We start from the raw sequence: 19,491 nt of genomic DNA, 5'->3' as shown, positions 1-19,491 counted from the left end.
CCACCCCGGATCGAGGTGTCGCGATGAGTGGTATCGAAGTGCGACTAACGGTCGCGGAAGTCCGGGTGGTTACCGAGAAATGCCTCGCCCCGGCGGGCGTTGCGGAGGATCGACACGATCAGCACCACCCAGAACGCCAGCAGCAACCCGCCGGTCACCGCGTGGAACGGCGCGTACCCCACGAAGACCTGACCGACGCTCGTCATCAGCAGCCCCGAGCACAGCACCGCGAGATAGCGTTGCTTGACGAACTGTTCGGCGGTCTCCACGAGCAGAGCCCGGTCTTCGTCGACCTCGGGTGCGTCGCGTCGAACCTGCCGATCCAGCCGGCGACGGTGCGACCAGCCGAGGCCGAGCAGGGGCGACTGTCGTCCCGACCGGTAGCGGCCGGTGCCGACGATCCAGACGGCTGCGGCCACCTCGATGACGACTCCGGCAAGCACCAGGACGAGCCCGAGTCTGCTGACCCAGCGCGGCGGGTCACCGTCGAAGAAGTCGGTGTTCTGGCCACCCATCGCCACACCGACCGCGAGTGCGCCGACCACGGCGGCCAGCAACACCAGGAGCACAATCAGACGGAGCCGATGTCGACCACGCCCGGTCCGGTCTGGATTCGTCGCCGCCGCGTCCATAGTGGTCCCCCGATCACCGCGTGCAGCGGGAACTACCCATCGACCGCGACCGCGCAAACCGATCAGTCGTCGGTCGGTGGCCGCCAGGCGAAGCGGGGCGTACGCCGCTCGGCCATCGCCGCGACCCCCTCCCGGGCCTCGCCGGTGGTCGACACCTTCCGGTGCCACCAGGCGATCCGCGCCGGCCCGGCCCGGTCGTCGACGATCTCCTTCGCGGCGGCGACGCTCAGCGGCGACCGCTGGGCGATCGTCGCGGTCAGCTCGTCCAGCCGCGCGGCGAGCCGATCGCCCGGCAGCACCTCGTCGACCAGGCCGATCCGCAGGGCGCGCTCCGCGTCGATCAGCTCGGCGGTGAACAGCAGGTGCTTGGCCGCGGACGGGCCGACCAGCCCGGCCAGCCGGCGGGTGGTCGGCGCCGGATAGACCAGCCCGAGCCGGGCCGGCGGTACGCCGAAACGGGCGTCGTCCGCGGCGATCCGCAGGTCGCAGGCGACCGCGAGTTGGGCCCCGCCGCCGACGCAGGCACCCCGGATGGCAGCGATCGTCGGCTTGGCGAAGCGGGCCAGCCGTTCCTCGGCGGCCACCGCGATGCTGCTGTCACCGGCGTCCAACAGCTCGGCCAGGTCACCCAGGTCCGCACCCGCGCAGAACGCCTCGCCCGCGCCGGTGAGCACCAACGCCCGGACGTCGGGGTCGGGTTCCAGCCGGTCGAGCAGTTCGGGGAGCTGACGCCACATGGTGGCGGTCATCGCGTTGCGCCGGGCCGGGTTGTGGATCACCACCGTCGCGACCGGTCCGGTCACCTCGACCGTCAACTCCGCATCCGACACGTCCGCCCCTCCCCCGTCCCCTACGCGACGGCGCACGCCGCCGCGGGGGACCCTGACGGCCAAGATTGCCAGAAACGGCGCACACTGCCGCCGGCCGGGTGGGGGGAACCAACGCTTCGGGTGGTGCGTCCGACGGAGATGAGAAAGGCATCGGCGACCGCCGTCACGATCGCGCTCCTGACCGCAGTCCTGACCGGTTGCACCGGCGTCGACCGAGCCCCCACCCCGCTCCCGCCCCCGGTCACCACCGCTGCCGGCCCGACCGTCGTCGCCACCCCGCCGACCCGCACCGTCGCCCCGCCGCCGACCGTCGTCGCCACCGTCGGCCCCGGGACCAGTGGCGCGCCGACCCGGGTGACGTTGCGCACCTCCGGCGGCTTCGCCGGCCGAGGCGACGCCGTGACTGTCGAGCCGGACGGTCAGTGGGCCGCGGTGGACCGGGCCGGCAGTCGGCGTACCGGCCGGCTCACCCCCGCGGACCTGGGCCGCCTGACCGGGCTCGCCGCCGACCCCCGGCTGGCCGCCGAGGCGCGGCAACCGATCCGCTCGACCGTCTGCGCGGACGCGCTCAGCTACCTGCTCACGGTGGGCGGTACCGAGACCGGGTACGTCGACTGCCCGGCCGACGCTCCCCCGCCGCCGGCCACCCAGGCTCTGGTCAAGCTGCTGCTGCGCACCACCGGCACTCAGACCAGGTAGTCCGGGGGCAGGCCGGTGCCCCGCAGCTCGGGCGGAAGGTGCGCCACGTCGTTGACGGCGACCAGATTCGGCGGGCCGGCCGGGCCGTACCGGATCACGGTCAACCCCGCGTTGTGCAGGTTCAGGCCCAGCCAGCGCCGCTCCGGCGCGTCGAGGGCGTGCCGCACCAGCCAGGCGATCAGGAAGGTGTGCGTCACGACCAACTCGCGCACCGGCTCGTCGCCGATGGCTGCCTCGCCGGCCGGCCCGGCGAACCGGCGCACCGCCGCCGCCGTCACCCGCGGCCCGTCGACCCGCTCGGCCGCCGTGAACTGGGCCAGGAACTTTGCGTACGCCGGGGGCAGGTCGGCCGGGTCCGTGTCGTGCGGGAGGTGGTCACCGGCCAACTCCGTCGCGTACACCGGAACGTCGGGCAGCGACGTGGCGACCAGCTCGGCGGTCTGCGCGGCCCGGCGCAGCGGCCCGTGGTGGACGGCGGCGAACCGACGGCCCCGCAGGCGTTCGCCGAGCAGGACGGCCTGCCGCCGACCGCGCTCGGTGAGGCCGGTGTCCGGTTCCCCGGCGTCCGGCTCCCCCGGCTCGGTCAGATCCTGCTCGGCGTGGCGGGTCAGGTACAGCACGCGGGTCACCATGCCGCCCATCGCAACACAGCGGACGAGATGGTCTCGACCCGCGTCCGCTCGGCTAGTGCCGCGGGAACATCTGGCCGATGCGGATCCGGTTGCCGAACGGGTCCCGGATGCCGAAGTCGATCCCGTACGGGCGCTCGGTCGGCTCGTCGGTGATCTCGACGCCCTTCGCCACCAGGTCCTCGTGCGTCTTACGGGCGTCGTCGGTGGTCATGAAGAGGTACCCACCGAGCGCGCCCTTGGTGAGCAGCTCGCGGACCTGCTCGGCGGTGGCCGGGTCCAGTGCCGGCGGGCCCGGCTTCTCCAGCAGGATCTCCCGCTCCGGGTCGCCGGGCAGGTTCACCGTCAGCCACCGCATGAAGCCGAGATCCTGGTCGGTGTTGACCTCCATGCCGAGCTTGTGCACGTAGAAGTCGAGCGCTTCGTCCTGGTCGAGGACGTAGATCTGGGAGCGGCTGATCGCGTTCATCGTCATGCCCATGACGTTAGAGGTCGACCGTGACCTGCTGCTTATCCAAAACTGCTGGGTCGGGTCCAGGCTTTGGCGAAGCACGACGGCACGTCGACAGGTGCGACGCGTTGACGCCGGAAGTCCGAGGGTGACGTGCCGACGATCTGCCGGAACGTCCGGCTGAACGTACCCAGGCTGCTGAACCCCACGGCGTAGCAGATGTCGGTGACGTCCCGGTCGGTCTCCACCAGCAACGCCATCGCCCGCTCCACCCGCCGACGTTGCAGGTAGCGGTGCGGGGTCTCGCCGAACGTGGCCCGGAAGGTACGGATGAAGTGCGCCTCGGAGACGTGCGCGATCCGGGCCAGCGCGGGGATGTCCAGAGCCTCGGCGTACGCCCGGTCCATCGCGTCCCGCGCACGCAGCATCGCCCGGTTCGACTCCTCCACCGCGCGACTCATCGGCCCCCGTCCCGCCCCCGCTCGCTGCCCGGCCCCAGGCTACGCCGGGTACTTCGCCGTCCGGTCGTGTGGCGCGTGCGCGCCGTGGGTCGCCGAAGCGTTCGCACGCGTGCCGGCTGTGCGCCGCCCACCCGCGGTAGTCGTGGCGGCGACCAGCAGCAGAGCGGCGACGCCGAGCAGGGCACCGAGCAGCACCGTGCTGTGCACGCCGTGGCCCGGTAGCGCGAGGCCGGCGACGAGGGCACCACCGGTGATGCCGACGTTGACGGCGGCGGAGACGGTGGCGGCGGCGAGGTCGGAACGGCCGGGTGCCACCTGCAGCACGACGCCACCGAGCACCGCGGTGAACGCCGCGAACGCCAGCCCGGCCAGCGCGAGCAGGACCACGGCAGCCGCCGGCCGGTGGCCGATCGCGTACAGCCCGAGCAGTGCCACCGACTGCAGCGCGATGGTCGCGACCAGGGCGAGCCACGGGCTGCGGTCCACCACCGCTCCGACGGCGAGGATGCCGAGCACGCTGGCGACGCCGCGCGCCAGCAGGATGGCACCGACCGACGAGGCGGAAAACCCACTGACCTCGGTGACGAACAGCGCGACATAGGTGTACGCGGCGATGGCACCGGCGGTCGTCAGGATGGCCACCGCGACCAGCAGCCAGAAGCGGTGGACGTCGGGTGTCGCGCCCCGGGCGGCGTGTCCCTCGTCCGGCGGCGTCGACGGCAGGAGCGCGGCCACCGCGACGAGCACGATCGCGCCGAGCCCGGCCACCGCCAGGAACGACACCCGCCAGCCGGCGCGTTCGCCCAACCAGGTGCCCGCCGGCACTCCCAGGACCAGGGCGACGCTGCCACCGGCGAAGACGATCGCGACCACCCGCCCGCGCAGCCCGGGTCGGAACAGCTCGGCCGCGGCCGGCACCACCACCGCCCAGAACAGGGCGTGCGTCGCCGCGGTTGCCATCCTGGCCGCCAGCAGCAGCGCGAACGTGCTCGCGAACACCGTGATCGCGGTGCTGACGACGAAGCCGGCCAGGAGCGCCGACAGGAGTCGTCGGCGCGGGATCCTCCTGGCCAGCGCCGTCAACGGGATCGACGCGACGACGACCACCGCGCCGTACGCGGTGACGAGCATGCCCACCTGCGACGGCGAGACGGCGAGGTCCGCGGCCATCGGGAGCAGCAGGCCGATCGGCAGCGCCTCGGCGGTGGTGTAGAGGAAGGTCCCGCCGGCCAGGCCGAGCAACGCTCCCACTGCTCGCCGGTGACTCATCCGACCCCTCCGATCGTTACCGCCAAAACCGTCTATGCCAGTAACAAACTAACGGCGCACCCGGTGCAGGTCAACTGGTAAAGTTCGTTTTGATGGAAACAGTCGAGGACGTCACGCGGATGCACCTGGTGGGCGGCAACCTCGCCCTGGACTTCGTCAACACCCGCACCGGTCCACCCAGCGGGCCCTCCGACGACGACGTGCTCACCGGCTATCCGGAGCTGGTCGCCTGGGGCGTCTACGCGGGCGCCCTCACCGAAACAGAGGCGACAGCGTTACGCCGGCTGTCCCGCAACGATCCGGACGGCACCCGCGCTGCCTTCTCCCGAGCGCTGAGCACCCGCGACTACCTCGACGAGGTGTTCCGACCACTGGCCGGCGGCCGGTCTCCGAGCACACCCGCGCTGGCCCGGCTGCGCGACGACGAAGCCGACGCGCTCGCCCACGCACAGCTCGCGGGCGGAAGCACGTTCGCGTGGGTCTGGCGAGACGACCGGACGCTCGCCCGACCGCTACGGCCGGTGGTGCACGCGGCGGTCCAACTGCTCACCACGGGTGCACTGGACCGGATCAAGGGGTGCGGCGGCTGCCGCTTCATCTTCAACGACGAGAGCAAGAACCGCAGCCGCCGCTGGTGCAGCATGGACGACTGCGGCACGGCCGAGAAGATGCGCCGCTACGTCGCCGCGCGGCGCACCCGCGCGCCGCGGTGAGCGCGCTCCGCAGAGCCGGGAAAGCCTTGTGCATATGGAGCCCCCGGCCGGGATCGAACCGGCGACATCTCGCTTACAAGGCGAGTGCTCTGGCCAGCTGAGCTACAGGGGCGCGTGCGTCGAGGTCAGCATAGCGAGTGGTGTCCCGGACATCCCGCTCGCGATGCCTCCCCAGCACGGGAAACGTCAACATCCCGACGCACAAGGGTTCACCGACGCGTCGATTGATGGCTGAGCGTGCCCGAGTGACCGGAATGCGTACCCCGTGGGCGAGGTTGGAAGCTGCCCTGCCTTGGCAGCAAGATGAAAGCCGTTTACGGTTCACTCACACGGACGACAGCCCTGGCGCCCCCGCGACCGAGCCGCCGTCCGCTGACCGGCACGGACACGTGCCTGTCGCTCCTTCACTCGGATCGTCCGGCACGTTCCTGCCGGTGAAAGGAAGCGCTTCACCATGGCTACGGTCACCTACTCCAAGGCGTCCCGGGTCTACCCGGGCCAGGAGCGTCCCGCCGTCAACGAGCTCAACCTCGAGATCGGCGACGGCGAGTTCCTCGTCCTGGTCGGCCCCTCCGGTTGCGGCAAGTCCACGAGCCTGCGGATGCTCGCCGGCCTGGAGGACGTCGACGCCGGGTCGATCTACATCGACCAGCGTGACGTCACCCACCTTCCTCCGAAGGCCCGCGACATCGCGATGGTCTTCCAGAACTACGCGCTCTACCCGCACATGACGGTGTACGAGAACATGGCGTTCGCCCTGAAGCTGCGCAAGACCTCCAAGTCGGAGATCGACCGGCGGGTCAAGGAGGCGGCAGCCCTGCTCCAGCTGGAGGAGTACCTCAGCCGCAAGCCGAAGGCGCTCTCCGGTGGTCAGCGTCAGCGTGTCGCGATGGGCCGGGCGATCGTCCGCGAGCCGCAGGTCTTCCTCATGGACGAGCCGCTGTCGAACCTCGACGCCAAGCTGCGTGTGCAGACCCGTACCCAGATCGCGTCCCTGCAGGCCAAGCTGGGCGTCACCACCGTCTACGTCACGCACGACCAGGTCGAGGCCATGACCATGGGTCACCGGGTCGCGGTGCTGCTCGACGGTGTCCTCCAGCAGGTGGACACTCCCCGCGCGCTCTACGACACCCCGGCGAACGTGTTCGTCGCCGGCTTCATGGGTTCGCCGGCCATGAACATCAAGACCGTCGCGCTCAACGAGCGGGGCGCCGAGTTCGCCGAGCTGAGCATCCCGCTGACCCGGGAGCAGGTCGCGGCGGCCCGCGCCGAGGGTGGCGACGGCAAGGTGACCGTGGGCTTCCGCCCGGAGGACTGCGACCTGGTCAGCCCGACCGAGGGCGGCATGCCGGTCGTGGTCGAGCTGGTCGAGGACCTCGGCTCGGACGCCAACGTCTACGGCCACGCCGCGCTGGGCGGCAGCTCGGAGCGCTTCGTCGTGCGCACCGACCGGCGCACCATGCCGAACATGGGCGACACCGTGTTCGTCAAGCCGCGTACCGGTCGCAGTCACGTCTTCCACGCCGCCACCGGCAGCCGGATCTGACGTAACGCCAACCGACAGGGGCGGTCCGCTTCGGCGGGTCGCCCCTGTCGTCGTACCCAGGAGGGCTTGTCACACCACGGAGCCAGCGCGGATGTGGCTCCTCGGGGTGACTCGGCGAGGTGGGCCGCGCCCGTAGCGTCGCGGCACGCCAACCCGAGGAGACGCCGTGTCCGCCACCGCCAGCGCCCAACCGCTCAACCGTTCCCGCCCGTACCGGATGGCTCGCCTGACCGGCCGCAGCCTGGCCTACTGCGCGACGCTGGTGCCGGTCGCCCTGCTCGCACTGGTGACCGCCCCGCTGGGCGGAGCCGGTGCCGCGGTCGCACGCTGGCGGGCCCTGCGTACCGGACTGCTCGGCCTGCCACCCACCGCCGTGCCCGGCCGGCGGCCCGGCCCGGTCGCGGTGCTCGGTCACGCGCTGCTCAGCCTGCTCCTCGGCGCCGTCGCCCTGTTGCCGCTCGGCGTCCAACTGCTGCTGGTGCTGCGTGGCGTGCTCTACGGCGTGGTGGACCCCGGCCCGTACGACCACTCCTGGGGTGGTCCGAGCCGGGGCGGCGCGTGGCTTGTGCACTTCCTCGTCGGCCTGCCGATCGCCGCCGCCGGGCTGGCCGCGCTGATCGGTATCGCCGCCGTGCACCAGCGGCTGACCCGACGTCTCGACGGGGAGCGGAGCCCTCGCTGGCTGATCCCGACCGCCCTGCTGATGGCGTCGGCTGGTGCGGTGCTGTTCGTCGCCTGGACCCGGCAGATCTGACGACGAGGCCCCCTTCCGCGCTGGGCGGAAGGGGGCCTCGTCGGATGTCGTTACAGCTCGACGGCCCGTCGGCGGGCGACCTCGGCCAGGGTGACCGCGGCGGCCACGCTGGCGTTGAGCGACTCCACCTCGGAGATCATCGGAATGCTGACGGTGAGGTCGCAGGTCTCCCCGACCAGGCGGGACAGGCCCCGCCCCTCGGAACCGACCACCACCACCAGCGGACCGACCGCGGCTTCCAGGTCGTACAGGTCGGTGTCGCCGTCGGCGTCCAGGCCGACCACCATGAAGCCGGCGTCCCGGCACGCCTTCAGCGACCGGGTCAGGTTTGTCACCTGCGCCACGGGCACCCGCGCGGCCGCGCCGGCGCTGGTCCGCCAGGCGGTCGCGGTGATCCCGGCAGCACGTCGCTCGGGTACGAAGACACCCTGCGCGCCGAACGCGGCGGCCGACCGGATCACGGCACCCAGGTTGCGCGGGTCGGTGACACCGTCCAGCGCGACGAGCAGCGGGGCCTGCTGCTCCAGGGCGGCGGCGACCATGTCGTCGAACGGCTGGTACGCGAATGGCGGCACCTGCAACCCGACACCCTGGTGCAGCACGCCGCCGGTCATCCGGTCCAGCTCGGCCCGGCTGATCTCCAGGTTGGCGATGCCCCGGTCGGCGGCCGTCCGAATGATCTCGTTGATCCGGTCGTCCATGTCGATGCCCTGGGCGACGTAGAGCGCCGTCGCCGGCACCTGGGCGCGCAGCGCCTCCAGCACCGGGTTACGCCCGACCAGCAGCTCCGGCGTGTCCTTGGACGGGTTGGACTTGCGCCCCGGCGCGACCCGAGGACCGCCCCGCCCGCCGGCAGCGCCCCGCCCGCTGGCAGCGCCCCGGCCGCCGGTGGCAGCACCCCGACCCCCCGGTACGCCCCGACCGCCGCCCCTGCCCCAGGTGGTGTCCTTGCTGCCCGGCTGACCGATCTTGGGGGCGCGCCCCTCCTCGGCCGCCGCGCGGCGCTCCTTGTCCTGCTTCCAGGCGGTGCGCTGGGGCAGCTTCTCGGTGCCCGAGTAGCCCTTGTGCCACGGCCGCTCGTCGGCGGGCAGGGTGCGCCCCCGCCCGGCCAACGAGTCCTTGTTCTTGCCGCCGGTGCCCTTGGGGGCGCCTGCCTTCGACGTCAGTCGCCGGCCACGGCGCTGCGAGTTGCCGGCCATCAGTCCTGCTCTCCAATAGTCCAACGGGGGCCCTGGGGGGTGTCCTCGACCACCACACCGGCCAGCTTGAGCTGGTCACGTACCGCATCGGCGGCGGCCCAGTCCTTGCGGCCCCGGGCCTGCGCGCGCTGCTCCAGGGCCAACGCGATCAGGGAGTCCACCACGGCGCGTAGATCATCCGTGCGGCCACCGCCGGTCCAGGCCGGGTCGAGGGGGTCGACCCCGAGGATATCCAGCATCGCCCGTACCACGGCCAGGGTGGTGCGGACGGTCACATCGTCGCCAGCGCTCAGCGCGGTGTTGCCGTCCCGAATGTGCTGTTGCAGCACGGCCAACGCGGCGGACGTGTTGAGGTCGTCGTCCATCGCCGCGACGAAGCCGCCGGGCAGGTCACCGAGCTGCCCGGCACCGACCCGCTCGGTCGCCCGCTGCACGAAACCCTCGATCCGGCGGTACGCGGTCGCCGCGTCGCGGAGCGAATCCTCCGAGTAGTCGATCACCGAGCGGTAGTGCGCGGCGGCGTAGTAGTAGCGCAGCTCCACCGGCCGCACGCCGAGCGAGTCCACGTACGCCAGGTCGAGCGCGTTGCCGGCGGACTTGCCCATCTTGGCCCCGCCGATGTTGAGCAGCCCGTGGTGCACCCAGAAACGGGCGAACGGCAGCCCGGCCGCCTGAGACTGCGCGATCTCGTTCTCGTGGTGCGGGAACGTCAGATCCAGACCGCCGCCGTGGATGTCGAACTCCGGGCCGAGATAGCGCCAGCACATCGCCGAGCACTCGATGTGCCAACCCGGGCGCCCCAGACCCCACGGTGACGGCCAGTAGGCGTCCGCCGGCTCCTCCGGTTTGGCGCCCTTCCACAGGGCGAAGTCGCGCGGGTCCCGTTTGCCCCGGTCGGGGGCGTCCCCGGCCGACTGCATCGCGTCCGGGGACTGACCCGACAACGACCCGTAGGCCGGCCAGGACGCCACGTCGAAGTAGACGTCGCCGGAGCCGTCGGTCGCCGGGTACGCGTGCCCGTCGGCGATCAACTTCGTGATCAGCTCGTGCATCTCCGGGATGTGCCCGGTGGCGCGCGGCTCGTAGGTGGGCGGCAGCACGTTCAACGCCCGGTACGACTCGGCGAGGAGCAACTCGTTCGCGTACGCGATCGACCAGAACGGTCGCCCCTGCTCGCCCGCCTTGACCAGAATCTTGTCGTCGATGTCGGTCACGTTGCGGATGAAGGTGACCTCGTAGCCGGCGGCCAGCAGCCAGCGACGCAGGACGTCGTAGTTGACGCCAGAGCGAAGGTGACCGATGTGCGGCGGGGCCTGGAGGGTGAGACCACACAGGTAGACCCCCACCTTGCCGGCTTCCCGCGGGACGAAGTCCCGCACCGATCGGGTGGCAGTGTCATACAGGCGTAGCGTCACCGTACAAGGGTAGCTGTCCGTGCCTGTCCGGGTCGGCCGGTGCCGGGTCGTACGCTGCCAGGCGTGGATGCGACCGCACGCGCCGGTGAGCCGCCGACCAGCCCCAGCGCTGCTTCGGGGCAGGCTGACGCCGTCCGCAGGCAGGGTGACGACGTCACGGGGCGTGCCGGCGAGACGTCGCAGACGCTCGACCGTGGGTTACGGCTGCTGCACCTCGTCGCCGACGCCCCGGGCGGCCTGACCGTCACCGAGGCCGCGAACCGGCTCGGCATCGGCCGGGCCGCCGTCTACCGGCTGGTCGGCCCACTGACCGGGCACGGCATGCTGCGCCGCGACAGCGACGGCCGGTTACGCCTCGGCGCCGGGTTGCTACACCTGGCCCGACGGGCCCAGCCGCTGCTCGCCGAGGGGGCACTGCCCGCCCTTCGCCGCCTCGCCGAACAGGCCGGCGCGACCGCACACCTGACCGTCGTCGAGGGTGGCGAGGGGGTCGCCCTGGCCGTGGTCGAGCCAAGCTGGACGTCGTTCCACGTCGCGTACCGCACCGGGGCACGACATCCGCTGGACCGGGGGGCGGCGGGCCGAGCAATCCTGGCCGGTCGAGCCGGGGAGGCTGCGCCGGTCAGCAGCAGCGGAGAGTTGCAGGCCGGGGCGTACGGGGTGGCCGCGCCGGTGCTCGGCGTACCCGGCCTGGAGGCCAGCGTCGGCGTGGTCGCGCTCGCCCCGCTGGACGTCGACACCATCGGCCCGCAGGTGCTGGCCGCCGCGACAGCCATCACCACCGCCCTCAGCTGATCCCGGCCCGCGCCCGCGTGATCAACTCGGGTTCACGGAAGTCGCGGTGTCCCAAGGCCATCGACCGCCCGACTTTCAGAAACGCGAGTGGATCATCCCCGGCGGGACCAAGCGCGGGCGGGGCCGCCGGTGCCGTAGCACAATCGGCAGGCGGATTCGTGGTTGTCCACAGGTCCGGCGGCACGCGCGGGCGGGGTTGTCCACAGGGGTTTCGGTGGCCAGTCGGTGGTCGGCACGCTGCTTGGCATGCCGCCACGTCCGCATCGCCCCGATGCCCTGACCTGGCAGGTCTTCCGCGGCTCCGACGCTGTCCGGGACGGCCTGCTCACCGAACACCAGCTGCGCAACTCCGCCTGGGTGCGGCTGCGCCGCGACATCTACGCCGACGCGCGGCTGGAGCGGGACCACGCCCTCGCGTGTCGCGCCGCGCTCCTCCGACTACCGCCAGGAGTGGTGGTCGGCGGCCCGTCGGCCGCCTACCTGCACGGCGTCCAACACGCCGCGAGTTTCACCGACGATGTGCACGTCCTGGTGCCCCGAACATTGCGGGTCGGCCCCCAGCGCGGCCTCAGCGTGCACGTCAACGCCATCACTCCGCTCTTGGCGGGCGAAACCCCAGAGCCGGCCGCGCCCGCACCAACGAAACGGCGACTGCCAGGCACCAGACCACCATCAGCCGCAGGCCAACCGCCGGACGCCGGACGCCCGCCAGACGCAGCACGCCCGCCAGACACGAATCGACCGCCCGACGCAGCACGACCGTCGAGCGCTGGACGTCCACGTGATGCAGCGCGACCTACGGGAGCCGGGCGCCCACCTGCCGGCGGCACGTCACCCGGCCCAGCACGACAACTGTCCCGTCCGGCCGCAGCGTCCGTCAGAGCAGGGGTGATCGTGACGGCTCGGCCGGGCGTCGGCTGGGCGGCGACCAGCACACTCGGGTCCAGCGAGCGAGATGTCCCGATCCCCCGGTCCGACCCTGGGCGGGCCGCCTGGGAAACGGCTGTCTGGCTCGATCCGGTTCGGGCCGTCGCCATCGTCGACTCGCTGCTCGGGCAGGGGTTGGCCGATCGCGACACCCTGGCCGCCCTGGCTGCTCGCAACGCCAACCGGCCCGGTGGGCGACGAGCGCGTTGGGTCTTCGACCTGGCCGACGGCGGAGCCGAGTCTCCGCCGGAGTCACACCTACGGGTGCGGTTGGTGCTGGGTGGGCTGCCGCGCCCCGCAGTGCAACATCCGGTACGCCTGCCCATCGGCGTTGTCCTGCACCCCGATCTGGCCTGGCCGCAATATCGGGTAGCGGTGGAGTACGACGGGAGGTGGCATTCCGACGCGGAGCAACTGCACCGCGACCGTCGTCGGCTGAACCTGCTGGTCAACGCGGGCTGGCTCGTCCTGCACGTGACCAGCCACCGGTTGAACGGCGAGTTCCCGGCGGTGCTTCGGGAGGTGCGGGACGCACTGGTCAGCCGCGGATGGCGCCGGGGATCGTCCACAGTCTCGGGTTCATGAAAACCGCGGTGTCCCGCAGGCACCATCACCGCGCCTTCCTGAAAACCGAGTCGATCATGAGGGAACCCGAGTCGATCATGAGCGCCGACACGCGCCGACCGGCTCTCGACTCACACACCGACCGCGTCGACGCGCAGATCCGCCAGCGCGGCTGGCAGGTCGGCCAGGCTGGAGACTTCGGCATCGGGCATGAAATCGCCCGGACGAGGCAGCCCGTGCCGGTTCAACCACACCGATCGCAGGCCCACCCGCCGAGGTGCCACCACGTCGTGCTCCCACGAGTCACCGACGTACACGATCTGCTCGGCCGGCACCCCGGCTGCGGCGACCACCGCCGCGTAGAACTCCGGCGCCGGTTTCTTGGGCAGGCCGTTGTCGTGGGCGTACACCTCGAAGGCGAACTCGCCGGCGAGCCCGCAGCGTTCGGTGCGGCTGTTGCCGTTGGTGGCGAAGCCGAGCGTGTACCGGGAGCGCAACGCCGCCAGCGCCGCTGGCACGTCCGGAAAGGGTCTGGTGAGGGCGAACCGGCGAGCGAAGAAGAGGGCGACGACCTCGTCCAGGTGGTCGTTCAGCCCGGCGCGGGCCAGCGACCGGGCCAGCGCGGCGCGGCGGATCTCCGCCACCGGGGCGGCCCTCAGGTCACCGAAGACCGCGCCCCAGTCCGATTCCAGCTCGGCGAGTGTCACCTCACTCGCCGCCGGGGCGCGCCGCCGCATCTCGTCGAGGACGGCCACCAGTCCGCCGGTCACCGCCGGGCGCAGGTCGAGCAGGGTTTCGTCGGCGTCGAACACCACAGTGGTCAGCACGGTCCCCACTGTGTCACCGACCGTCGAACGCCAGCTCACCGACCATCGAACCGCAACCCACCAACCGCCGAGGCCCAACCCACCGACCCCCGAACCCCAACCCACCAACCACCGAGCCCCCACTCACCGGCCGTCGAGCGCCAGCGCCGGCTCGGGCGAGGTGGGCGTGGATGCCGACGGCGTCCCGCGCAGCTCGTCGAGTCGAACCAGCGCGACCCCGGCGACGATCAACGCGCCGCCGAACAGCTGCCAGCCGGTGGGCAGTTCGTCCAGGAAGAGCCAGGCGATCAGCACCGCGAAGAGCACCTCGGTCAGCCCGACGAACGACGACAGCCGGGGGCCGAGGATCCGGGTTCCGGCGATGCCGGCCAGGTACGCGATGACGGCTGCCACCAGCGAGAGCCCGGCGATGGGCAGCAGCCAACTGGTGGTCTGTCCGGCGAAGACGACCGCACCGAAGGTGGCGTGCAACGGCAGCAGACCGGTCAGCCCGATGAGGAGCAGCACGGCGGCGCCGACTGCCATTCCGCCGCTGGCCATGGCGACCGAGGGCAGTCGGGGGTCGACCCGCCCGGCGAGCACGAAGTAGCCGGCCAGGCCGAATGCCGCACCCAGGCCCCAGAGCACGCCCACCGGGTGGAAGTCGGCGGTGCCGGCGAGATCGAGCACGAAGGCCAGCCCGGCCAGCGCGGCCACCGACCCGGCCACGGTGAGCCGGCGGGGGCGCTGCCCGTGCCGCAGCCACATCCAGCCGACGACGAGGATGATGCCGAGGTATTCCAGCAGCAGCGCGACACCGACCGGCAGGTAGCGCACGGCGTTGAAGAAGCACACCTGGGCCAGCGCCACCCCGAGCAACCCGAACAGCCCGATGGCCGAGGCGTTGCTGCGCAGCACGGCCCACCTGCCGCGCAGCGACAGCAGGGCGGGGATCGCCAACACCAGGGCGGCGATGCCGACCCGGGCGATCACCGCGGACTCGGCGGACCAGCCGGCCTCGATGAGGGAACGGGCGAACGTGCCGGAGGTGGCGAAGGTGACCGCGGAGAGCAACGCCAACGCGGCCCCGGCAGCAGGTCGTGAGTGCATGTCGCGCTCCTCGGGTCGGCACCGTGTCATGAGCAAACTATCCTTGTGCCGATGACGCTAGGCGGAAGCTATGACAGGAGTCAAGATGCTATTTGCTCATGACACCGAGTGTTCGCTGATCGCCGCCACCGCGCTGGTCAACACCACGGGTCGGGACGGCGAGTTGCTGCCCGACGTCGCCGCGCTGGACGCGTTCTTCGTCCGCTACTCCTACAGCGGCCGACACGAGCACACCGACGCCGAGCTGCGCGCCGTCCGGGAGTTGCGGCCCGGGCTGCGCCGCATCTGGTACGCCGAGCCGCCCGAGATCGTCGCCATCGTCAACAGCCTGCTGCTGGAACACCAGGCACTGCCCCAACTCATCGAGCACGACGACGAGCCGTACCACCTGCACGCCGTGCCCCGCGACGCGCCGCTGGCCACCCGGATCGCGGTGGAGGCGGCGATGGCCATGGCCGACCTGGTCCGCGCCGGTGAGCTGAGCCGGCTGCGGATCTGCGAGTACCCGGACTGCGACAACGTGGTCATCGACCTGTCCCGCAACCGATCGCGGCGGTTCTGCGAGGCCGGCTGCGGCAACCGCGCCGCCGTGACCGCCTACCGCGCCCGCCGGGCCGCCGGCCGTTCCTGACCGACTGTCGCCCACTCCTCGGCCCGCACCTCGTACTCCACCTCACCCTGCTCGGTCCCCGGAATCGGGTCGTCCCACTGCAGGTGGAACGTCCGCACGTAGCGCAGCCCAGCCTTCACCAGCACCCGCCGCGAACGGTCGTTGACAGTCATCGTCTCGGCCCAGACCCGACGCACCCCGACAACCTCGAAGGCGTACCGGACCAACGCCCGCGACCCCTCGGTGGCCAGCCCACGCCCCCACGTCGAGCGGCGCAGCCGGTAGCCCAACTCGGCCTCGGTGCCATCCGCCGACGGGTCGAGCGCGAACCACCCCAGAAACTCGCCCGACTTCCGATCCAGCGCCGCCCAGCGCCCCAACCCGGGATACCGCTCGTACTGGGCCAGCAGTCTCGGCAACTGCTCATCCCGCACTGTCGCCAGCGGCGTGGCCACACCACCGCTGAGAAACCGCATCACCTCAGGGTCGCTGTCCAGCTCGACAAGCGCGTCCACGTCGGCCATGGTCAGGCGCCGAAACCGCAACCGCTCGGTGCGGGGCAGGTCACTCATCACGGGATCATCCCGCCGCCGCACACCACCGTCGAGCCGTTTACCCGCGCAACATCGGCGAAGTTGCGGCTACCAACCCCACGACCACCGTCGCGGGCGAGGCGGTCGCGTCAGCGCGGGGGCGCGACCACGAAGAGCCGCCAGGAGTACGCGTCGACAACCAACACGGGCCCGTCCGAGTCCTTACTGTCTCGCACCCCGACCACGCCCTCCAGATTCGTCGCCACCTCGACGCACTGGTCGTTGGAACCACTCCGGCTGCTCTTACGCCACCGGGCTTGGGTCAACTCCACGACTCCGCCACTTCCCTCAGCAACTCGATCGACTCCTGCGGTGGCAACGCCTGCCCGAGGGTAGCTTCCCAGGTCCGTTGTAGACGGAGTAGATCCGCAGGCCGATCGAGTTCCTGGCCGCCGATCTGGCCACCAAGGTAGGCAAGATCGCTACCGTCGACCACGGTGGCAAGGATGAATGGCCCGTTCAGGCCGGGATACTCCTCGGCCGAGCGAGGCACCACATGGAGCTGAACCCGCGGATGTTCGGTCGCCAAGCGCGCCAGGTGCAGAGCCTGCTCGCACATCACCTTCCGGCCGCCGACGCGTCGCCTCAGCACCGACTCGTCAAGCACCGCGACCACCTGCGGCGGGCGGTCCCCGTAGAGGACCTGCTGGCTGTCCATCCGGTCCGCCAGTCGACGCTCAACCTCGTCAGCATCGAGCAGGCGATCCGACTCGAAGATCGCGCGGGCATAACCTTCGGTTTGCAGCAGCCCAGGGACATGCAGCGGGTCGAACCATCGCAGCGACCGCGCCTCCGCGAGGATTGCCCGCCAGCCGCGTAGCCAGACCTGGGCCTTGTCCAGGCTGACCAGCTTGCTGGCCATTCGGCCGAACAACCCGCCGGTGTCCAGGGCATTGTCGACGAGTTCCAGGTACTTGGTGGTGGGCTGTTGCTGGCCCAGCTCGATGGCGCTGACCATCGACGCCGAGTAGTTGACCGCCTTCGCCAGCTCGTCCTGACTCCAGCCCCGCCGAGCCCGCGCCCGGCGCAGCTCCGCGACCAGGAACGCCGCCGCCGTCATCTGCCCATCGGCCATGCCTGCCGCCCTCCACCCCGCTGACGATCAACTCCAGCCGGCCGCCAGCGACGACGCCACCCGACGCAGGGCGGCTATGACGACGCGGCCAAACCCTTCCGACCGTAGTCGTCTGATCACCAGACTGTGAAGCGCGACGCCGCTCCCCGTCCCCCGGGTCTGTCGGCGTCGCACGGGACCGCCCGTTCCCCCGTGCCGGGCGGTCCCACCTCCCAGACCCCAATCACGCCGACCACCCCGACCAGCCCCGACTGACCCCGCAAGATCGTGCTCGATCGTGGAAACCAACACCGCTGCGTTAGGGCTCTAGCCGGCGGGTCAACCCGGGACAGGAAGTGCCCGATCGGGGAGCGGGTTGGGCCCGACTTGGCGATCATGGAGTTGTGGTGCCGACTTTGGGGGTTTACGGGCGTTCTGTTACCCACCACAACTCCATGATCGGCGAGGCAGTGCTGGTCGACGAACAGCCGTTCCACCTAACGCAACGGCGTTGACATCCTTGTTCGAGCGCGATCTTGGCCCGGCCCGGACGCAGCCCAGCCCGGGACGCAGCCCAGCCCGGGACGCAGCCCAGCCCGGGACGCACAGCCCGGCCCCGACGCACAACCCGGCCCGGACGCACAACCCGGCCCGGACGCGCGGGGAGCGCGGCGTGACGCCACAGACGATTCAGCCCGACAAGGAAGGCCGCCGCATGTCCCGGACCGCCCCGGACGACCGCGCCACGACTCCACGTCGACCGCACCTGGCCCTGCGACCGCTCTGGCTGTGCCGGGTCTGCGCCGCGCCCTGGCCCTGCCCGGTCGCGCGGCTCACCCTGCGCCAGGAGTACGCCCACGACCGGGTCGGGTTGAGCGTCTACCTGTGCTCGGTCCTGCACGAGGCGGCCGCCGACCTGTACCGGCTCAACCCGCACGACGGCCCGGACCCGGCGGTGCTCTTCACCCGCTTCCTCGGCTGGGCCAGACCACGCGGCGACGCGCGCTGAGCGGGCACCCCCGACTCAGGGGTGGGTCATCCGGAGCAGGTCCAGGGCCTCGTCGAGCTGGGTCTCGGTGAGCTTGCCGGAGTCGACGTGACCTCGGGAGATCACCACTTCGCGGATGGAGGTCTGCTTGGCCAGCGCCTCCTTCGCGATCGAGGCGGCCTCGTCGTACCCCAGGTAGCGGTTGAGTGGGGTGACGATCGACGGTGACCCTTCGGCGTACGCCAGGCAAACCTCGGCGTCCGCGACCAGGCCGGCCACCAGTCGGTCGGCGAACAAGCGGCTCACCGCGGAGAGCAGCCGGATCGACTCCAGCAGGTTGCGGCCCATCACGGGGAGCATGACGTTCAGCTCGAAGTCGCCCTGGGAGCCGGCGAAGCCGACAGTCGCGTCATTGCCGATCACCTGGGCGCAGACCTGCCGCATCGCCTCGGCGACCACCGGGTTGACCTTGCCGGGCATGATCGACGAGCCGGGCTGGAGGTCGGGGATCCGCAGTTCGCGGAGGCCGGCACGGGGGCCGGAGCCCATCCACCGGATGTCGTTCGCGATCTTGTAGAGGCCGACCGCCACGGTACGGAGCTGCCCCGAGGTCTCCACCAGCGCATCCCGGGCACCCTGTGCCTCGAAGTGGTTGCGCGCCTCGGACAACGGCAGCCCGGTCGACTCGCGCAGCCTGCCGATCACGGCGGCGGCGAAGCCGAGCGGGGTGTTGATCCCGGTGCCGACTGCGGTGCCACCCAGTGGCAGCTCCGCCAGCCGGGGCAATGCGCCTTCCAGCCGGTCGATGCCGTAGCGGACCTGGGCCGCGTACCCGCCGAACTCCTGACCCAGGGTGACCGGGGTGGCGTCCATCAGGTGGGTGCGACCGGCCTTGACCACCGTCTCGAACTCCGCCGCCTTGGCCTCCAGCGCTGCCGCGAGGTGGGCCAGCGACGGCAGCAGATCCTCCACGATGAACTGGGTGGCGGCCAGGTGGATCGAGGACGGGAAGATGTCGTTGCTGGACTGGGAGGCGTTGACGTGGTCGTTCGGGTGCACCGGCGAGCCCAGCTCGCGGCTGGCCAGGGTGGCGATCACCTCGTTGGTGTTCATGTTCGACGAGGTGCCCGAACCGGTCTGGAACACGTCCACCGGGAACTGGTCGTCGTAACCACCGTCGGCCACGTGCGCGGCGGCGGCGGCGATCGCGGCGGCCACGTTCGCGTCGATCACGCCCAACTCGCCGTTGACCTCGGCCGCCGCGCCCTTGATCTGGGCGAGCGCCTTGATCTGGGCTGGTTCGATACCCCGGCCGGAGATCGGGAAATTCTGCACCGCACGCTGGGTCTGTGCCCGCCACAGCGCCTCGGCGGGCACCTCCACCTCGCCCATCGAGTCGCGTTCGATCCGGTAACCGGTCGCCTCTGGAGTCGTCACACACACCAT

At 71.4% G+C, this 19,491-nt stretch carries 22 protein-coding genes and 1 tRNA gene; 8 read left to right on the top strand and 15 right to left on the bottom strand.

Annotation, left to right across the window (positions count from 1 at the left end; all coding sequences use genetic code 11):
* Nucleotides 1-44: 44 nt before the first annotated feature.
* Together AB0B57_RS11890 and AB0B57_RS11885 are read right to left on the bottom strand one after the other, a co-directional pair.
* A complete protein-coding gene (locus AB0B57_RS11890; RefSeq protein ID WP_357068081.1) occupies nt 45-569 on the bottom strand; it encodes a hypothetical protein in 525 nt (174 codons plus the stop codon).
* Between the two features lie 125 nt (nt 570-694).
* Nucleotides 695-1,462, bottom strand: a complete 768-nt coding sequence (locus tag AB0B57_RS11885; RefSeq protein WP_357068079.1) for an enoyl-CoA hydratase/isomerase family protein — start codon at nt 1,460-1,462, stop codon at nt 695-697.
* Between the two features lie 138 nt (nt 1,463-1,600).
* Between AB0B57_RS11885 and AB0B57_RS11880 the strand changes: the two genes are divergently transcribed.
* Nucleotides 1,601-2,161 carry a hypothetical protein gene (locus AB0B57_RS11880; protein WP_357068077.1) on the top strand — a complete coding sequence of 187 codons (561 nt, stop codon included), beginning with the start codon at nt 1,601-1,603 and terminating at the stop codon, nt 2,159-2,161.
* Here the strand turns inward: AB0B57_RS11880 and AB0B57_RS11875 are convergent.
* The 4 genes from AB0B57_RS11875 to AB0B57_RS11860 are packed head-to-tail and all read right to left on the bottom strand — an operon-like array spanning nt 2,149 to nt 4,971.
* Nucleotides 2,149-2,793, bottom strand: coding sequence for a histidine phosphatase family protein (locus tag AB0B57_RS11875; protein WP_357068075.1), 645 nt, complete (start codon nt 2,791-2,793; stop codon nt 2,149-2,151). The genes AB0B57_RS11880 and AB0B57_RS11875 overlap by 13 nt on opposite strands.
* A gap of 52 nt (nt 2,794-2,845) precedes the next feature.
* Nucleotides 2,846-3,265 carry a VOC family protein gene (locus AB0B57_RS11870; RefSeq protein ID WP_357068073.1) on the bottom strand — a complete coding sequence of 140 codons (420 nt, stop codon included), beginning with the start codon at nt 3,263-3,265 and terminating at the stop codon, nt 2,846-2,848.
* A gap of 35 nt (nt 3,266-3,300) precedes the next feature.
* Entirely contained in the window at nt 3,301-3,702 is a 402-nt protein-coding gene (locus AB0B57_RS11865; protein WP_357068071.1) for an AraC family transcriptional regulator, read from the bottom strand.
* A gap of 39 nt (nt 3,703-3,741) precedes the next feature.
* Nucleotides 3,742-4,971, bottom strand: a complete 1,230-nt coding sequence (locus AB0B57_RS11860; RefSeq protein ID WP_357068069.1) for an MFS transporter — start codon at nt 4,969-4,971, stop codon at nt 3,742-3,744.
* Between the two features lie 92 nt (nt 4,972-5,063).
* Between AB0B57_RS11860 and AB0B57_RS11855 the strand changes: the two genes are divergently transcribed.
* The gene (locus AB0B57_RS11855; RefSeq protein WP_357068067.1) at nt 5,064-5,684 is read left to right on the top strand and encodes an ABATE domain-containing protein; all 621 of its coding nucleotides are present in this window, start codon (nt 5,064-5,066) and stop codon (nt 5,682-5,684) included.
* Between the two features lie 35 nt (nt 5,685-5,719).
* On the opposite strand, the gene AB0B57_RS11850 is transcribed toward AB0B57_RS11855, so the two are convergent.
* Nucleotides 5,720-5,796, bottom strand: a tRNA-Thr gene (locus AB0B57_RS11850).
* A gap of 342 nt (nt 5,797-6,138) precedes the next feature.
* On the opposite strand from AB0B57_RS11850, the gene ugpC reads away from it, so the two are divergent.
* Complete coding sequence (gene ugpC / locus AB0B57_RS11845) at nt 6,139-7,230, top strand: sn-glycerol-3-phosphate ABC transporter ATP-binding protein UgpC (RefSeq protein ID WP_357068065.1); 1,092 nt, start codon at nt 6,139-6,141, stop codon at nt 7,228-7,230.
* 166 nt (nt 7,231-7,396) lie between these two features.
* Nucleotides 7,397-7,984 carry a hypothetical protein gene (locus AB0B57_RS11840; RefSeq protein WP_357068063.1) on the top strand — a complete coding sequence of 196 codons (588 nt, stop codon included), beginning with the start codon at nt 7,397-7,399 and terminating at the stop codon, nt 7,982-7,984.
* Between the two features lie 50 nt (nt 7,985-8,034).
* Here the strand turns inward: AB0B57_RS11840 and rlmB are convergent, their stop codons facing one another.
* Both rlmB and cysS read right to left on the bottom strand, forming a co-directional pair.
* Complete coding sequence (rlmB, locus tag AB0B57_RS11835) at nt 8,035-9,183, bottom strand: 23S rRNA (guanosine(2251)-2'-O)-methyltransferase RlmB (RefSeq protein ID WP_357068061.1); 1,149 nt, start codon at nt 9,181-9,183, stop codon at nt 8,035-8,037.
* Nucleotides 9,183-10,598, bottom strand: a complete 1,416-nt coding sequence (cysS, locus tag AB0B57_RS11830) for a cysteine--tRNA ligase (protein WP_357068059.1) — start codon at nt 10,596-10,598, stop codon at nt 9,183-9,185. Before cysS ends, rlmB begins: the two co-directional genes overlap by 1 nt.
* Before the next feature lie 63 nt (nt 10,599-10,661).
* Between cysS and AB0B57_RS11825 the strand changes: the two genes are divergently transcribed.
* Both AB0B57_RS11825 and AB0B57_RS11820 read left to right on the top strand, forming a co-directional pair.
* Entirely contained in the window at nt 10,662-11,393 is a 732-nt protein-coding gene (locus AB0B57_RS11825) for a helix-turn-helix domain-containing protein (RefSeq protein WP_357068056.1), read from the top strand.
* An 894-nt stretch (nt 11,394-12,287) separates the two neighbouring features.
* On the top strand, nt 12,288-12,905 hold the full coding sequence (locus AB0B57_RS11820; RefSeq protein ID WP_357068054.1) for a DUF559 domain-containing protein: 618 nt from the start codon (nt 12,288-12,290) through the stop codon (nt 12,903-12,905).
* Nucleotides 12,906-13,015: 110 nt separating this feature from the next.
* Here AB0B57_RS11820 and AB0B57_RS11815 read toward each other — a convergent pair whose 3' ends face one another.
* Nucleotides 13,016-13,711 (bottom strand): HAD family hydrolase, encoded by a 696-nt coding sequence (locus tag AB0B57_RS11815; protein WP_357068052.1) that lies wholly within the window; start codon nt 13,709-13,711, stop codon nt 13,016-13,018.
* A 123-nt stretch (nt 13,712-13,834) separates the two neighbouring features.
* A complete protein-coding gene (locus AB0B57_RS11810; protein ID WP_357068050.1) occupies nt 13,835-14,800 on the bottom strand; it encodes a DMT family transporter in 966 nt (321 codons plus the stop codon).
* 85 nt (nt 14,801-14,885) lie between these two features.
* Between AB0B57_RS11810 and AB0B57_RS11805 the strand changes: the two genes are divergently transcribed.
* Nucleotides 14,886-15,431 (top strand): CGNR zinc finger domain-containing protein, encoded by a 546-nt coding sequence (locus AB0B57_RS11805; protein ID WP_357068048.1) that lies wholly within the window; start codon nt 14,886-14,888, stop codon nt 15,429-15,431.
* Here the strand turns inward: AB0B57_RS11805 and AB0B57_RS11800 are convergent.
* The 3 genes from AB0B57_RS11800 to AB0B57_RS11790 all read right to left on the bottom strand — a co-directional run bounded on the left by AB0B57_RS11800 (nt 15,398) and on the right by AB0B57_RS11790 (nt 17,078).
* Complete coding sequence (locus tag AB0B57_RS11800; protein WP_357068046.1) at nt 15,398-15,982, bottom strand: GNAT family N-acetyltransferase; 585 nt, start codon at nt 15,980-15,982, stop codon at nt 15,398-15,400. The genes AB0B57_RS11805 and AB0B57_RS11800 overlap by 34 nt on opposite strands.
* Nucleotides 15,983-16,092: 110 nt before the next feature.
* Nucleotides 16,093-16,275 carry a DUF397 domain-containing protein gene (locus tag AB0B57_RS11795; protein ID WP_357068044.1) on the bottom strand — a complete coding sequence of 61 codons (183 nt, stop codon included), beginning with the start codon at nt 16,273-16,275 and terminating at the stop codon, nt 16,093-16,095.
* Entirely contained in the window at nt 16,266-17,078 is an 813-nt protein-coding gene (locus AB0B57_RS11790; RefSeq protein ID WP_357068042.1) for a helix-turn-helix transcriptional regulator, read from the bottom strand. The genes AB0B57_RS11795 and AB0B57_RS11790 overlap by 10 nt, the downstream gene beginning before the upstream one ends.
* A 694-nt stretch (nt 17,079-17,772) precedes the next feature.
* On the opposite strand from AB0B57_RS11790, the gene AB0B57_RS11785 reads away from it, so the two are divergent.
* Nucleotides 17,773-18,066, top strand: a complete 294-nt coding sequence (locus AB0B57_RS11785) for a hypothetical protein (protein ID WP_357068433.1) — start codon at nt 17,773-17,775, stop codon at nt 18,064-18,066.
* 15 nt (nt 18,067-18,081) lie between these two features.
* Here the strand turns inward: AB0B57_RS11785 and AB0B57_RS11780 are convergent, their stop codons facing one another.
* The gene (locus AB0B57_RS11780) at nt 18,082-19,491 is read right to left on the bottom strand and encodes a class II fumarate hydratase (protein WP_357068041.1); all 1,410 of its coding nucleotides are present in this window, start codon (nt 19,489-19,491) and stop codon (nt 18,082-18,084) included.

It is taken from the genome of Micromonospora sp. NPDC049101 (assembly GCF_040648675.1).
Taxonomy (GTDB): domain Bacteria; phylum Actinomycetota; class Actinomycetes; order Mycobacteriales; family Micromonosporaceae; genus Micromonospora.
This window is presented reverse-complemented; position numbering and strand designations above follow the sequence as displayed.